At 65.9% G+C, this 12,556-nt stretch carries 18 protein-coding genes; 14 read left to right on the top strand and 4 right to left on the bottom strand.

Features of this window, described 5'->3' with window-relative positions:
• Window positions 1–72: 72 nt before the first annotated feature.
• Window positions 73–747 carry a DNA alkylation repair protein gene (locus BIU82_RS04155; RefSeq protein WP_074466406.1) on the bottom strand — a complete coding sequence of 225 codons (675 nt, stop codon included), beginning with the start codon at window positions 745–747 and terminating at the stop codon, window positions 73–75.
• Between the two features lie 140 nt (window positions 748–887).
• Between BIU82_RS04155 and BIU82_RS04150 the strand changes: the two genes are divergently transcribed.
• Window positions 888–1,328, top strand: coding sequence for an SRPBCC family protein (locus tag BIU82_RS04150; protein ID WP_070348205.1), 441 nt, complete (start codon window positions 888–890; stop codon window positions 1,326–1,328).
• Between the two features lie 43 nt (window positions 1,329–1,371).
• On the opposite strand, the gene BIU82_RS04145 is transcribed toward BIU82_RS04150, so the two are convergent.
• Entirely contained in the window at window positions 1,372–1,746 is a 375-nt protein-coding gene (locus BIU82_RS04145; RefSeq protein ID WP_070348204.1) for a VOC family protein, read from the bottom strand.
• Window positions 1,747–1,936: 190 nt separating this feature from the next.
• On the opposite strand from BIU82_RS04145, the gene BIU82_RS04140 reads away from it, so the two are divergent.
• The 12 genes from BIU82_RS04140 (at window position 1,937) to BIU82_RS04085 (ending at window position 10,124) form a co-directional block, all read left to right on the top strand.
• Window positions 1,937–2,239 carry an urease subunit gamma gene (locus tag BIU82_RS04140; protein WP_070348203.1) on the top strand — a complete coding sequence of 101 codons (303 nt, stop codon included), beginning with the start codon at window positions 1,937–1,939 and terminating at the stop codon, window positions 2,237–2,239.
• An 8-nt stretch (window positions 2,240–2,247) separates the two neighbouring features.
• Entirely contained in the window at window positions 2,248–2,604 is a 357-nt protein-coding gene (locus tag BIU82_RS04135; protein WP_070348202.1) for an urease subunit beta, read from the top strand.
• A complete protein-coding gene (gene ureC / locus BIU82_RS04130; RefSeq protein ID WP_070348201.1) occupies window positions 2,601–4,331 on the top strand; it encodes an urease subunit alpha in 1,731 nt (576 codons plus the stop codon). Before BIU82_RS04135 ends, ureC begins: the two co-directional genes overlap by 4 nt.
• 8 nt (window positions 4,332–4,339) lie before the next feature.
• Complete coding sequence (gene ureE, locus BIU82_RS04125) at window positions 4,340–4,819, top strand: urease accessory protein UreE (protein ID WP_070348200.1); 480 nt, start codon at window positions 4,340–4,342, stop codon at window positions 4,817–4,819.
• Window positions 4,820–4,913: 94 nt separating this feature from the next.
• Window positions 4,914–5,633, top strand: coding sequence for an urease accessory protein UreF (locus tag BIU82_RS04120; protein ID WP_253182677.1), 720 nt, complete (start codon window positions 4,914–4,916; stop codon window positions 5,631–5,633).
• A gap of 11 nt (window positions 5,634–5,644) precedes the next feature.
• Window positions 5,645–6,262 (top strand): urease accessory protein UreG, encoded by a 618-nt coding sequence (gene ureG / locus BIU82_RS04115; protein WP_070348199.1) that lies wholly within the window; start codon window positions 5,645–5,647, stop codon window positions 6,260–6,262.
• Between the two features lie 155 nt (window positions 6,263–6,417).
• On the top strand, window positions 6,418–7,194 hold the full coding sequence (locus BIU82_RS04110) for an urease accessory protein UreD (protein WP_253182679.1): 777 nt from the start codon (window positions 6,418–6,420) through the stop codon (window positions 7,192–7,194).
• A complete protein-coding gene (locus tag BIU82_RS04105) occupies window positions 7,194–8,228 on the top strand; it encodes a nickel transporter (protein ID WP_070348198.1) in 1,035 nt (344 codons plus the stop codon). Before BIU82_RS04110 ends, BIU82_RS04105 begins: the two co-directional genes overlap by 1 nt.
• A 134-nt stretch (window positions 8,229–8,362) precedes the next feature.
• Complete coding sequence (locus BIU82_RS04100; RefSeq protein WP_070348197.1) at window positions 8,363–8,956, top strand: HhH-GPD-type base excision DNA repair protein; 594 nt, start codon at window positions 8,363–8,365, stop codon at window positions 8,954–8,956.
• A 63-nt stretch (window positions 8,957–9,019) separates the two neighbouring features.
• Window positions 9,020–9,580, top strand: a complete 561-nt coding sequence (locus BIU82_RS04095) for a DUF308 domain-containing protein (protein ID WP_070348196.1) — start codon at window positions 9,020–9,022, stop codon at window positions 9,578–9,580.
• Window positions 9,581–9,690: 110 nt separating this feature from the next.
• Window positions 9,691–9,888: a hypothetical protein gene (locus tag BIU82_RS04090; RefSeq protein WP_070348195.1), complete on the top strand. Its 198-nt coding sequence runs from the start codon at window positions 9,691–9,693 to the stop codon at window positions 9,886–9,888.
• Window positions 9,889–9,896: 8 nt separating this feature from the next.
• Window positions 9,897–10,124 (top strand): hypothetical protein, encoded by a 228-nt coding sequence (locus BIU82_RS04085; protein ID WP_083292184.1) that lies wholly within the window; start codon window positions 9,897–9,899, stop codon window positions 10,122–10,124.
• Window positions 10,125–10,224: 100 nt separating this feature from the next.
• Here the strand turns inward: BIU82_RS04085 and BIU82_RS04080 are convergent, their stop codons facing one another.
• Complete coding sequence (locus BIU82_RS04080) at window positions 10,225–10,434, bottom strand: dodecin (RefSeq protein WP_070348194.1); 210 nt, start codon at window positions 10,432–10,434, stop codon at window positions 10,225–10,227.
• A 256-nt stretch (window positions 10,435–10,690) separates the two neighbouring features.
• Between BIU82_RS04080 and BIU82_RS04075 the strand changes: the two genes are divergently transcribed.
• A complete protein-coding gene (locus tag BIU82_RS04075; RefSeq protein WP_070348193.1) occupies window positions 10,691–11,731 on the top strand; it encodes a DUF4073 domain-containing protein in 1,041 nt (346 codons plus the stop codon).
• A 52-nt stretch (window positions 11,732–11,783) separates the two neighbouring features.
• Here BIU82_RS04075 and BIU82_RS04070 read toward each other — a convergent pair whose 3' ends face one another.
• Window positions 11,784–12,485, bottom strand: a complete 702-nt coding sequence (locus BIU82_RS04070) for a FadR/GntR family transcriptional regulator (protein ID WP_070348192.1) — start codon at window positions 12,483–12,485, stop codon at window positions 11,784–11,786.
• Between the last annotated feature and the right edge of the window lie 71 nt (window positions 12,486–12,556).

The following is a 12,556-nucleotide window of genomic DNA, read 5'->3' as shown; positions in this document are numbered from 1 at the left end:
CCGCCCGCGCGGATGAGGGAGTCTCGGTTAAGACGGGTACCGGGAGGGCCTCCTTCCGGACTGTTCCCTGCGCTACTTGGCTTCCTTGCGCCGCACCATTTCGTTGATCCAGATCGGCGCGAAAGGAGACGTGCAATTTGGCGGGGTGGGGTAGTCCTTGAGGACCTCGAGGCGTTCGCCGATGCTGAGTGCGCGGGCGCGGTGTTCCGGATGTTCGATTCCGATCTGGGCGAGGCAGGTGTTCATGGCCCACTGGAGGCGTTCCGGGGCGTCCTTCATCCGGGCCTCGATGATGTCCAGCAGCCCGGGGAGATCCAGTCCCTCCGGGTTCTTGACCACGCGGTCGCTCGTCAAGGCCCAGCCGGCGCTGGCCACCACGGGGTCCGGATCGGCGAACCAGGCCTGGCGCAGGTCCTCGGCATGCGGGCTCTTTTTCACGACGTAGCCCACCAGCCAGTCGTGGACCTTGGGAGTGCGGGCCTGGCGGAGCATGGTGTCCAGCTCATCGTGGCTGAAGGCTTTCGGGCGGCAGATGAGCAGGGACAGGAGCTTGGCCGCGGTGTCGTCCGTGGCCCACAGTTCCAGCGCCACGTCCTGCTGGGTCTTCAAGCGTTTCGCTACGGCGCGCAGCTTGCCCAGGTTGACGCCGTGGTCGTCGCCGTGGCGTTCGTTGACCGCACGGGCCTTGGGGTCCTCAAGGGCGGCCAGCTCGGCCATCACCTCGGCAACGGTTGTTCCGCTCAGCATTGTCCCGGCCACGTCAGCCTCCTGTTCCGTCGGGTGGGCACCAGCCTAGTGTGTGGGCCGCGACCACGGCGTCCCGGAGCCTAGACTTGGCTCAGTCGAAGCGCGAGGCGAGGTGCCCGCGAAAGGAACAGGGGCGGACCATGGTCGATGTCCAGGTGGAGGCAGTCATCAACAGGTCCCGCGCCGTCGTCGCGGATTACGCCGGAAATCCGGAGAACGCCCCGGAGTGGTACGCCAACATCAAACGGGTGAGCTGGGAGACCGAGCCGCCGCTGAGGCGGGGGTCCCGGCTGGCGTTCTCGGCGGAATTCCTTGGCCGGACATTGGAGTACACCTACGAGTTCGTGGAATTCGTGCCCGGCGAGGTCCTGGTGATGCGGACATCCCAGGGCCCGTTCCCCATGCAGACCACGTACCGCTGGGAAGACCACGGCGCCGGCACCCGGATGACCTTGCGCAACACAGGCAAGCCGTCCGGTTTCTCCAAGCTGGCGGCCTTGGTCATGGCGCCGATGATGAAGAGCGCCATGACCAAGGACCTGAAGCGGCTGAAGGAAGTGCTGGATGCCCAAGGCGCCTAGGCCCACGGCGCCTAGGCTCAGGGAGCCCTGGGCCAGGAAGTCCCTACAGGTACGGCCGCGTGATCATTTCCAGGCCGTGGCCGGCCGGATCCTTGAAATAGACGCCCCGTCCGCCGTGCTCGGTGTTGGTCTGGCCGGCCAACTGCATTTGCGGATCGGCCCAGTGCTCGATGCCCTTCGTCTGCAACCGTGCGTAGGCGCGGTCGAAAAGTTCGTCGTCCACCAGGAAGGCGTAGTGCTGCATCTGGATGTCCACGGGCGGCTCGGCGAACTGCAGCAGCACGCCGTCTTCCAGTTGGACGTTGGTGAACGGCCCCCAGGAGGGTGCCTCGGGAAGTTCGAAGATCTCCCGGAAAAACCGCGCGGACTCGTTCCGGTCCTTGGCAGCGATGATGGTGTGGTTGAAAGAAACGGTCATGTAAGACCCCTTTGATACGGCGCCTCCATGCCTGGCGCAGTCCGCCATCGGCACGCGACGCTTTCCACAGCCTAATACAAGCCACATCCTTGTGCGGGAGCTGTAGCAATCCGGAAATCTCCCCGAAACACCCCGAGCCTAGCCTTGTCACACATTCCGCTTCAGCGGCGCCCGGCGATGAGGAGAAGCCATGCACCTAATGCCCCGTGAGCAGGAAAAGCTCATGATCGTGGTGGCGGCGGACCTGGCCCGGCGCAGGCAGGCCCGCGGCCTCAAGCTGAACTACCCGGAAGCCGTGGCGATCATCAGCTACGAGCTTATCGAAGGCGCCCGGGACGGCCGCACCGTTGCTGAACTCATGAGCTGGGGAACCACCATCCTCAGCCGCGAGGACGTCATGGAAGGCGTCCCCGAAATGATCCACGACGTGCAGATCGAGGCCACTTTCCCCGACGGCACCAAGCTCGTCACCGTCCACAACCCCATCCGCTAGGAGGACGCATGATTCCGGGCGAATACCGGCTCCGGCCCGACCCAGTCCACTGCAACAGCGGGCGCGAGGCGATCGCCGTCGACGTCGTCAACAGGGGCGACCGGCCCGTCCAGGTCGGCTCGCACTACCACTTTGCCGAGGCGAACCGGGCGCTTGAATTCGATCGGGAGGCCGCCTTCGGCCGCCGCCTCGACATCCCGGCCGGCACCGCCGCGCGTTTCGAGCCGGGGGACCGGCGCACGGTGCAGCTCATCGAGCTTGCCGGGAACCGTGAGGTGTACGGGCTCAGCAACGCCGTTAACGGAACGCTCGACGGCGGCGCCGCGCCTTCCGTGAACGCCGCCGCAGAGGGGGACGCCCAGTGAGCTTCGACCTCCCGCGCCGGCAGTACGCCGAGCTGTACGGCCCGACGACGGGCGACGCCATCCGCCTGGCCGATACGGATCTGTTCCTCGAGATCGAGAAGGACTACACGGTCTACGGAGAGGAAGCCGTGTTCGGCGGCGGCAAGGTGATCCGCGACGGCATGGGCCAGAACGGCCAAGCCACCCGTGATGAAGGCGTCCCGGACACCGTCATCACCAACGTGATCGTGCTGGACTACACCGGAATCTACAAGGCGGACGTCGCGCTCCGGGACGGCCACATTTTCAAGATCGGCAAGGCCGGAAACCCGGACATCAGCAGCGGCGTGGATATCGTGATCGGCGCGAGCACTGAAATCATTGCCGGTGAACGGAAAATCGTCACCGCCGGCGGCATCGATACCCATATCCACTTCATCTCCCCGGACCAGGTGCCCGCGGCGATTAGCAGCGGCATCACCACCATGGTGGGCGGCGGCACCGGCCCGGCAGAAGGAACCAAGGCCACCACGGTCACTCCGGGCGCCTGGCACATCAAGCGGATGCTGCAGGCGGCTGAGGGCCTGCCCGTGAACATCGGCGTCTTCGGCAAGGGCCACGCCTCCGCCGTCGAGCCCCTTGCCGAGCAGATCCGCGCGGGTGCGGTCGGGCTCAAGGTCCACGAGGACTGGGGTTCCACCACGGCCGCGATCGACAACTCGCTCAAGGCCGCGGACGAATACGACGTGCAGGTGGCCATCCACACGGACACCCTCAACGAGTGCGGTTTCGTGGAAGACACCATCAAGGCGATCGACGGCCGCGTGATCCACACCTTCCACACCGAAGGCGCCGGCGGCGGGCACGCCCCGGACATCATCAAGATCGCCGGCATGCCCAACGTGCTCCCGGCGTCGACCAATCCCACGCTGCCGTACACGCGCAACACCATCGAAGAGCACCTGGACATGCTCATGGTGTGCCACCACCTCAACCCGGACATCCCGGAGGACGTGGCCTTCGCGGATTCGCGCATCCGCGCCGAAACCATCGCGGCGGAGGACGTGCTGCAGGACATGGGGATCTTCTCGATCACCTCCTCCGACTCGCAGGCCATGGGCCGCGTGGGCGAGGTCATCACCCGCACCTGGCAGCTGGCGGACAAGATGAAGAAGCAGCGCGGCGCGCTTGTGGATCCCGACGGCGGCACTCACGGCAGCGCGGAAAGCGACAACTTCCGCCTCAAGCGCTACGTGGCGAAGTACACCATCAATGCGGCGCTCGCGCAGGGCATGGCGGACTCGATTGGCTCTGTGGAGGAGGGGAAGTTCGCGGACCTGGTGCTGTGGGACCCGGCGTTCTTCGGCGTGAAGCCGGAGCTGGTGCTCAAGGGCGGGCAGATCGCCTACGCCATCATGGGCGACGCCAACGCCTCCATCCCCACCCCGCAGCCGCGCACTATGCGCCCCATGTTCGCCACCTTCGGCAAGGCCATGCAGAAGTCCTCCATCACCTTCCTGTCCAAGGCGGCCATCGAGGCCGGCGTACCGGAGGAACTCGGGCTGGAGAAGGTGATCCGCCCGGTTTCCGGCATCCGGAACCTGGGCAAAGTGGACCTCAAGTTCAACAACGCGACGCCGGACATCGCCGTCGACCCCGAGACCTACAAGGTGACGGTGGACGGCGAGGACGTTACCTGCGAACCGGTTACCGAACTGCCCATGGCGCAGCGCTACTTCCTCTTCTAGGAGCTCTTGTGATCATTGAGAAAATCCAGGGCAATCTGCACGAACTGCCGGAGCCGGGTCTCTACGCCGGCCACCACAAGGAGAAAGTGGTGCTGCCCAGCGCGCTGCTGGTCAAGCGCATCCAGCGGGTCACCACGGACCACGGCAAGGAGCTGGGCATCCGGCTGCCGTCCGGCTCCCCGGACCTGCGCGACGGCGACATCCTGGCTGTGGAGGAGAGGAACCTGATCGTGGTCTCGGTGCTGCCCACTGACGTTCTGGTGATCGCCCCGCGGAGCATTCACGAGATGGGCGTCGTGGCGCACTCCCTGGGCAACCGGCACCTGCAGGCACAGTTCTTCGACGCCGAATCGGAGTACGCCGCCGAGGTGATGGTCTGCCAGTACGACCACACTGTGGAGGACTACCTGAAGCACGTCGGCGTGCCCTACGACCGCCAGGAACGCGTGATGCCAGTTCCCTTCCGCCATGCAGAACACAGCCACTGACGCCGGTTCCGGTGGCCGAGCTGAAGCCGGTGGTCGAGCTGAAGCCGGTGGTCGAGCCTGTCGAGACCCGGAGATTTCGACAAGCTCAATCACCGTGCCGGCAAGCTCAATCACCGACCTCGGTGGTCGAGCCTGTCGAGACCCCGGGCCGACCTACCGTCTCCCCCTGCAGCAGCTCACGGACTCCGCGCTGCCTATTGGGGCTTTTGCGCACTCCTTCGGCTTCGAAACGTACATGGAGCGCGGCCTGGTGCGGGACGAAGCGTCCTTCGGGGCGTGGCTCGCGGCGTTCCTGGGGCAGCAGTTGACGTACTCGGACGCGTTGGCCATCCGCTTCCTTTACGAAGGCGTGCCGGTGCAGGAACTCGACGAGCAACTCAGCGCACAGCTCCTGCCGCGCCAAGTGCGCGAGGCCAGCGTGAAGATGGGCCTCCGCCTGCTCGAGATCGGCAGCGAAGTGTTCCCGTCGCCGGAGTTGGAAGCCTACCGGGATGCGGTGACCACAGGCCGCGCCGCCGGCCATCAGCCGCTGGCGTTCGCCGTCGTCGCGCGCTCGCTGGAGGTTCCGCTCGAGGAAGCGCTCGCCGCGTACCTTTTCGCCGCGGCGACCTCGCTCACGCAGAACGCGGTCCGCGCCATCCCGCTCGGCCAGAACGCCGGGCAGCGGGTGCTGCGGAACGCGCACGACGGCGTTGCTGCCGCCGTCGAGCGGGTCCGGAGCCTCACGCCGGACGACTTCGGGGCAGTGAGCCCCGGACTGGAAATTTCGCAGATGCGGCACGAGAAACAACGCGCCCGCATGTTCATGAGTTAGTAGGAGGACACATGTCAGAACCCATCAAGATCGGCATCGGCGGACCGGTGGGCGCCGGCAAGACCCAGCTGGTGGAACGCCTCACCCGGCACATGAGCGGCGAAATCTCCATGGCCGCGATCACCAACGACATCTACACGATCGAGGACGCCAAAATCCTGGCCGCCAACGGCATCCTGCCCGAGGACCGGATCATCGGCGTCGAAACCGGCGGCTGCCCGCACACCGCCATCCGCGAAGACACCTCCATGAACACCGCCGCCATCGAGGAACTCAAGAAGCGGCACCCGGACCTCCAGGTGATCTTCGTCGAATCCGGCGGCGACAACCTCTCCGCCACCTTCAGCCCCGAGCTGGTGGACTTCTCGATCTACATCATCGACGTCGCGCAGGGCGAGAAGATCCCGCGCAAGGCCGGCCAGGGCATGATCAAGTCCGATCTCTTCATCATCAACAAAACCGACCTCGCACCCCACGTGGGCGCGGACCTGGCCATCATGGAACGCGACTCCAAGGAGTTCCGCGGCGACAAGCCCTTCTGCTTCACCAACCTCAAGACGGACGAAGGCCTGGACGCCGTCATCCACTGGATCCGGCACGACGTCCTGATGCTCGACCTGGCGCGATGACCGCGGTGGTCGAGCTTGTCGAGACCGGGTCACCGGTGGTCGAGCTTGTCGAGACCGGGGGATTTCGACAGGCTCAATCACCGGGCGGGCAGGCTCAATCACCGGAGGCTCGCGGCGTACTCAAGTTGGTGATCGGCGAACGCGGCGACCGTTCCGTGGCCGTCCACCAGTTCCATCAGGGTGCCTTGCGGGTACTGCGGCCGCACTATCTGGATGGTTCCGGGCAGGTGGGCTACGTGATGGTCAATCCCGGCGGGGCCTACCTTGGTGCGGACCTCTATGTGGTTGATGTGGAGGTGGAAGACGGGGCGGCCTTGTTGCTGACAACCCAGTCGGCCACCAAGATCTACCGCACGCCCGGATCCTTTGCCGAGCAGCGCATGTCCATCCGGCTGGGGGAGGGCGCGCGCTTGGAACTGGCGCCGGACCAGCTCATCGCCTACCGCGAGGCCAGCTACCGGCAAGGCACGCGCATTACCGTCCACCCGTCGTCGAGCCTGATCATGAGCGAAATCGTCACGCCCGGCTGGTCGCCCGAAGGCACCGCATTCTCGTACGAGGAACTGCGGCTGCGGAGCGAGATCCGGGTGGAGGACGCCGGGCTGTTGGCACTCGACAATGTCCTCATCAAACCGCCTGGCGGAGACGTCAATGGACTCGGATTCATGGAGGGTTTCAGCCATCTGGGCTCGTTGCTGGTGGTCGATCCGCGCGCGGACCAGGCGCTTGCTGACGAACTGCACGCCCTTGCCGCCGCGCATGACGCACTCACCGGCGTCTCGCTGACCGCGTCGGTGGCCGGAACCGCGGGGCTCGTGCTGCGCTCGCTCTCCAATAGCACAGGGGAATTGAGCCGCTTGCTGAACGCGTGCACGGCCCACCTCCGCAAACGCTGGTACGGCCAGGAACCGCTCGACCTGAGGAAGTACTAATGACGGCACTCGCCACGATGTACCGGCACCGTGAACGGTTGCCGCTGCGGACCCGTCTGATGTTCACCTTTGCTGCGGTCGCCGCCCTCCACGCGGCCGCCGTCGGGCTCCTCCTCTTGGGTGGTTCGGCCGCAACCGCCGGCGGGCAGCCCTTGGCCCTCGGCCTGGTGCTCACGGCCTACCTGGCCGGCGTCAAGCACAGCTACGACTGGGACCACCTCGCCGCGATCGACAACTCCACCCGCAAATTCGTGGCGCAGGGCCGCGAACCCGTGAGCGTGGGCTTCGCCTTCAGCCTGGGGCACAGTTCCGTGGTGGTCCTGGCGGGCGTGCTGCTGGTGGCCGGCGCCGGCATGGTGGGGCAGTTCATGGAGGACGGCACTACCGGCAACCTGGTGCTGGGCTTGATCGGCAGCGGTGTCTCCGGCCTGTTTCTGCTGGCGATGGGCCTCTTCAACGGCTCCGCGTTCCTCCGCGCGGCGCGGGTGTACCGGCACGCGAAGGCCGGCGGCGCGGTTTCGGCGGAGGACCTGGAAGCGCGGGGTGTCGTTGCGCGGCTGCTGGCCCGGCCGCTTGCCCGCGTGCGGCGGCCGCGGAACATCTATGTGATCGGCTTCCTGTTCGGGCTGGGCTTCGATACCGCCACCACCATCGGGCTTCTGGTGATGACGACGGCGGCCTCGCTGGCCGGGGTGCCGCCGCTCGCCCTGCTTGCCTTGCCGCTGGCGTTCACGGCCGCCATGACTCTCTGCGATTCCGTGAACGGGGTGGCGATGATGCGGATGTACCGCTCCGCACTGGCGGATCCACAGCGGAAGCTGGGCTTCAACGCTTTGATTACGGGCATTTCTGCGGTCTCCGCGCTGTTCATTTCCGTCATTACCCTGGGTGGTTTCGCTAATGCGGCGTTCGATTTGGGGGATCCCGTGACAGCGTGGCTGGCATCGGTGGACCTGGGCGAGGCCGGTTTGTTGCTGGTGGCCGTGCTGCTGGCGGTCTGGGGAATCGCGGCAGTGCGCGGCCGACGCCCCTGAACAGCAACGCCCTCGCCCAGCAACGCGGGGTCAGTTACGGCCCATCCCGGGGCGCGACATGGGCCGTAACTGACCCCGCGTTGCAGGGGGTGGGGCCGTGGCGGGGCGCCGGGCCGGGTGGCAGGATAGGCCGCATGGAACTGCACATCACAGGAGACCCTGCTGCGGACAAGCTGCTCAGCGACGACGCGTTTGCCCTGCTCACCGGCATGCTGCTGGACCAGCAGGTGACCATGGAATCCGCGTTCGCCGGCCCGGAGAAGATCCGCACCCGGATCGGCTCGATTTCACCCGCCACAGTGGCCGGCTACGACCCCGAGGCCTTCGTGGAGATGTTCAAGGAACGGCCCGCCGTGCACCGCTTCCCGGGATCGATGGCCGGGCGGGTCCAGGCCTTGGCCGAGGCGGTGGAGCACGACTGGGACGGGGACGCCACCGCGATCTGGACACAGGGCGACCCGGATGGCAAGGAAGTACTGAAGCGACTCAAGGCCCTTCCCGGCTTCGGCGAACAGAAGGCGAAGATCTTCCTGGCCTTGCTCGGCAAGCAGCGCGGTCTTCAGGCCGAGGGCTGGCGCGAAGCCGCCGGAAGCTACGGAGAGGAAGGTTCTTTCCTGTCCGTTGCGGACATCGTGGATCCGGAATCGTTGCAGAAGGTGCGGGCTTCCAAGCAGGCGGCCAAGGCTGCCGCCAAAGCTTCGAGAGCGTCAAAGGCCACGGGCAGCTGACAGGGTGCTGTGACCTCGACGGCGGCCGCTGACAGGGCAGGCGCCGCGGCTTAAACTGTGGGTATGTCCGGCGCAGCAGGACGCAGGCTGTTCAATCACTCCGGTACCGCGCTCTTATTCCGCGGTGCTTTGGCTCTGCTGCTGGCCCTGACGGTGGCCGCGCTACCGGTTTCCACGGTGTTCGCGCTCGCGTACGTCTTTGGAATCTATGCCATGGCTGACGGGCTGGCGAACGTGGCGCACTTCTTTTACGACCCTGCAAGGCATTCGCGCTGGAGCATGGTGGGTGGCATGGCCTCGATCGTTGCCGGGCTGATCGCCGTTTCCTGGCCGGGCATCACCGACGGCGCGCTGACGGTCCTCACGGGAATCTGGGCGCTGACCGTAGGCGTCTCGCAACTCCTGCTGGCACTTGACGGCCGTGCCGGAATCGAACCGTGGCGGATTCCCGCGCTGACCGGCGCCGTGCTCGCGGTCCTTGGTATCTTCCTGATCGCAAACCCTGGCGCCGGGATTCTCGCCCTTGCAGGTCTGCTTGCGGCGTTTGCGGCACTCTTCGGCTTGCTGCTGATTTTCTCCGGTGTCGAATGGCGGCGGAGAGGCGCCCGTCCGCGAACTGTCTGATTGCACATTGCTCTTGGCGATCTCTGGCCATATGCCCATTGGTGTGAGCTGCGCGACTTTCTAGGCTGGAGGCAGTTCTCCGATCCAACGGCCAAGCATGAGGTTCAACGATGAAGCGCATCGCACTCCTGGGCAACCGCGTCGCCCCTGTCAGCCCCACCGGTTCCCACGTTCCCGCTTCCGGGCCGTGGAGCCCCGACGCCGAGCCGCAGGCCGTGCAGACCTTCACTGAGGGCCACGTTTTCCCGGCCCACAACGGCACCCCGACCATCTGGCGCCCGCGGCCCGCAATGGCGGCCTCGGCATGATGCCTGACATGGTCGCCCCCAGCAAGCCCGCGCCCGGGGCAACGTTCATCCCCGCCGAGGACTGGTCCACGCTCAACCGCGGCGACGCCGTCTGGGTCCACGAGGACGGCTGGGGCTATGACAACGGAGTTGTCGACGAGGTCTCCGGCGACCACCGGATGTTGTGGATCATCCTGGAGCAGGGCGGCCGTCGCCTGATCTGCGGCAACGATCCGCTCGAGGTCTGGGCCGTCTAGCCTTCCGCTTGAAGGCCATGAAAAGCCAAGCGGGGCCGCACTGCCTGGGTGCGGCCCCGCTTTTTCCATGTCTGCTGTCAGTGCTGGCGCTGCCGCGCGATCAGCGCTCCAGGCGGAAGCCCAGCTTCATGGTGACCTGCCAGTCGGCCACTTCGCCGTCGCTGAGGTGGCCGCGGATTTCCTTCACCTCGAACCAGTCCAGGTTCCTCACGGTCTGTTTTGCGGTGGCGATGCCGTTCTTGATGGCGGTATCGATGCTCTCGGAGGAAGTTCCAACAATTTCGGAAATGCTGTAGGTGTGGTCGGCCATGGCAGTACTCCTTGCGATCGTCTGATGCCTGCGCCGGACGGCGATCCACCGCAAGCGGTGAGAGCAGACTAGCCGAGTACGCGGCTCGGGACTAGGCCCCACGCCAGGCTGGTTTCATCTGTTGTTTGCCTTTCTTCCGGCGCGATTTTGCCCGGAAATTCGGAACCGTAACGGTCAATTTGCCGCGTATTCATCCGATGTATTTAGCGTGGCGGGGTTACTTCATCCTCCCGCAAGCTGAAAGGCATCCCTTCCCATGACCAACACAAGCCGCCGCACGGCGATCGCTGCCTCCCTGGCCGGCCTGGCCGCCGTCGGGACCTCCGCCCTGACCGCAGGCCCCGCAACTGCTACCACCGCCGGCTTCGGCAGCACCCGCCCCTCCGGCCGCCCCACGGTCTTCACCGTGATCAGTGACGTCCAAGGCGACCTGGGCGACTTCGCCCTGGCACTGAAGGACATCGAAAAGACCAACCCCGCTGCCCAAAGCGCCGGCTTGGTGGTCAACGGCGACATCACCCCGCGCGGCTACGACTTCGAATACGAAGCCGTTCGGACCGTCCTGGACGCCAACCCCCACGCCGCCAACGTGCACTGGGCTATCGGCAACCACGAGTTCTACGTCCCCAAATACTCCAGCCCCACCACCCTGGCCCAGGCCAGCTGGCCCAACGGCACCACCGAAGCGTCCCTCTTTGAAAGCTTCTACAAGTTCACCGGCCGGAACAAGGTCTACACGGAGATCGACCTGGGCGGTGTGCCTGGCCTGATCCTGGGCACCGAGAAGTACATGCACTACCACGACAGCACGCTGTGGGACGAGGTCTGGCTCAGCGAAGAACAGATCACCTGGTTCGAAACCCGCCTGGCCGACTGGGCCGCGCGCCGCAAGCCGGTCATGGTCTTCACCCACCACCCCTTCCCGGACACCGTCTCCGGCACCCGCAACAAGCTGTACCTCAACGATTACCTGCAGGCGGACCAGCTCCTGGGCATCCTGGGCAAGTACCCCAACGCCTTCGTCTTCACCTCGCACACCCACTGGGCGCTGCAGCTGGCCGACTGGGAAGTGCGCCGCACCGTTCCCGGCACGGACAACCTGCAGGGCTTCCAGGTGATCAACACCGGCGCCATCCAGACCCTCTGGGAGGACAACGGCACCGGAGGCGAGCGGGCCCTTGACGGCCGCGAAGCCAGCGGCCTGCAGGTGGAAGTCTTCGAAGACTGCGTGGTGGTGAAGGCCCGCGACTACCGCCGCGGCGAATGGATCAAGGAAACGCGGATCCCGCTTTTCTGAGCCTTCCGGACGGGAGGGGTTCCGGACGGAACGGCCTCCCGGGCGTGACGGATCAGCGGCCCAGCACGTAGCTCTTCAGGTCGTCCAGGGTCTGCTGCATGTGGGCGTCCATGGCCTGCCGGGCCTGTTCCGGGCTGCCGGCGGCCAAGGCGTCGAGGATGCTGCGGTGGTGCCCGATGGCGTGCTCCTGGATCTCGGGCACCTTGGACGTCTGGGTACGCCGGGTCTCGAGGACGCGGTGCAGGGGCTCGAACAGAACAGCCACGAACACGTTCCCCGAGGCGTGCAGGATCAGGTCATGGAAGGCCAGGTCCGCCTCGACGAACGCGGCAACATCGTTCTTCTCGTGGGCCGCCTGCATCGCGTCCACGTGCTTGCCGAGCTGCGCGAGATCCTTCGGCGTGACTTTACCGGCTGCCAGTTCGCAAGCTCCCGATTCGAGCATCCGCCGCAGCTCGATGAGCTGAACGGCGGCATCGGCGTCGTTCTTTCCTTCGGAGGCGGCGCGCAGCACTGCTTCCAGCGAGGCCCACCGGTTGAGCGGGTTCACGAAGGTGCCGCGGCCGCGTTCCACGCTGAGGATCTGCTGGGCCTGAAGGGTTTTCATAGCCTCGCGTACGGTCATGCGGCTGACTTCGTGCTTGGCGCTGAGCTCGAGCTCTCCGGGGACAACCGTTCCGGGCGGGAACTCACCTGCCACGATGCGGTCCAGCAGTTCGTCCGCGACGACGCCGACCAGCGACTTCCGTGCCATGGTGCTCCGTTCCTTGTGTGCAGCTGTGTCCCCCGGGGACCGCGCGCTAGATGTCTGACATCTTACGCGAA

Source organism: Arthrobacter sp. SW1 (assembly GCF_001766675.1).
GTDB lineage: Bacteria > Actinomycetota > Actinomycetes > Actinomycetales > Micrococcaceae > Arthrobacter.
This window is presented reverse-complemented; position numbering and strand designations above follow the sequence as displayed.

Excerpts from the sequence above, each read along its gene's own strand:
- BIU82_RS04155 (WP_074466406.1), bottom strand. The coding sequence starts at position 747 with ATGCTGAGCGGAACAACCGTTGCCGAGGTGATGGCCGAGCTGGCCGCC.
- BIU82_RS04150 (WP_070348205.1), top strand. The coding sequence starts at position 888 with ATGGTCGATGTCCAGGTGGAGGCAGTCATCAACAGGTCCCGCGCCGTC.
- BIU82_RS04145 (WP_070348204.1), bottom strand. The coding sequence starts at position 1,746 with ATGACCGTTTCTTTCAACCACACCATCATCGCTGCCAAGGACCGGAAC.
- BIU82_RS04140 (WP_070348203.1), top strand. The coding sequence starts at position 1,937 with ATGCACCTAATGCCCCGTGAGCAGGAAAAGCTCATGATCGTGGTGGCG.
- BIU82_RS04135 (WP_070348202.1), top strand. The coding sequence starts at position 2,248 with ATGATTCCGGGCGAATACCGGCTCCGGCCCGACCCAGTCCACTGCAAC.
- ureG (WP_070348199.1), top strand. The coding sequence starts at position 5,645 with ATGTCAGAACCCATCAAGATCGGCATCGGCGGACCGGTGGGCGCCGGC.
- BIU82_RS04105 (WP_070348198.1), top strand. The coding sequence starts at position 7,194 with ATGACGGCACTCGCCACGATGTACCGGCACCGTGAACGGTTGCCGCTG.
- BIU82_RS04100 (WP_070348197.1), top strand. The coding sequence starts at position 8,363 with ATGGAACTGCACATCACAGGAGACCCTGCTGCGGACAAGCTGCTCAGC.
- BIU82_RS04095 (WP_070348196.1), top strand. The coding sequence starts at position 9,020 with ATGTCCGGCGCAGCAGGACGCAGGCTGTTCAATCACTCCGGTACCGCG.
- BIU82_RS04090 (WP_070348195.1), top strand. The coding sequence starts at position 9,691 with ATGAAGCGCATCGCACTCCTGGGCAACCGCGTCGCCCCTGTCAGCCCC.
- BIU82_RS04085 (WP_083292184.1), top strand. The coding sequence starts at position 9,897 with ATGGTCGCCCCCAGCAAGCCCGCGCCCGGGGCAACGTTCATCCCCGCC.
- BIU82_RS04080 (WP_070348194.1), bottom strand. The coding sequence starts at position 10,434 with ATGGCCGACCACACCTACAGCATTTCCGAAATTGTTGGAACTTCCTCC.
- BIU82_RS04075 (WP_070348193.1), top strand. The coding sequence starts at position 10,691 with ATGACCAACACAAGCCGCCGCACGGCGATCGCTGCCTCCCTGGCCGGC.
- BIU82_RS04070 (WP_070348192.1), bottom strand. The coding sequence starts at position 12,485 with ATGGCACGGAAGTCGCTGGTCGGCGTCGTCGCGGACGAACTGCTGGAC.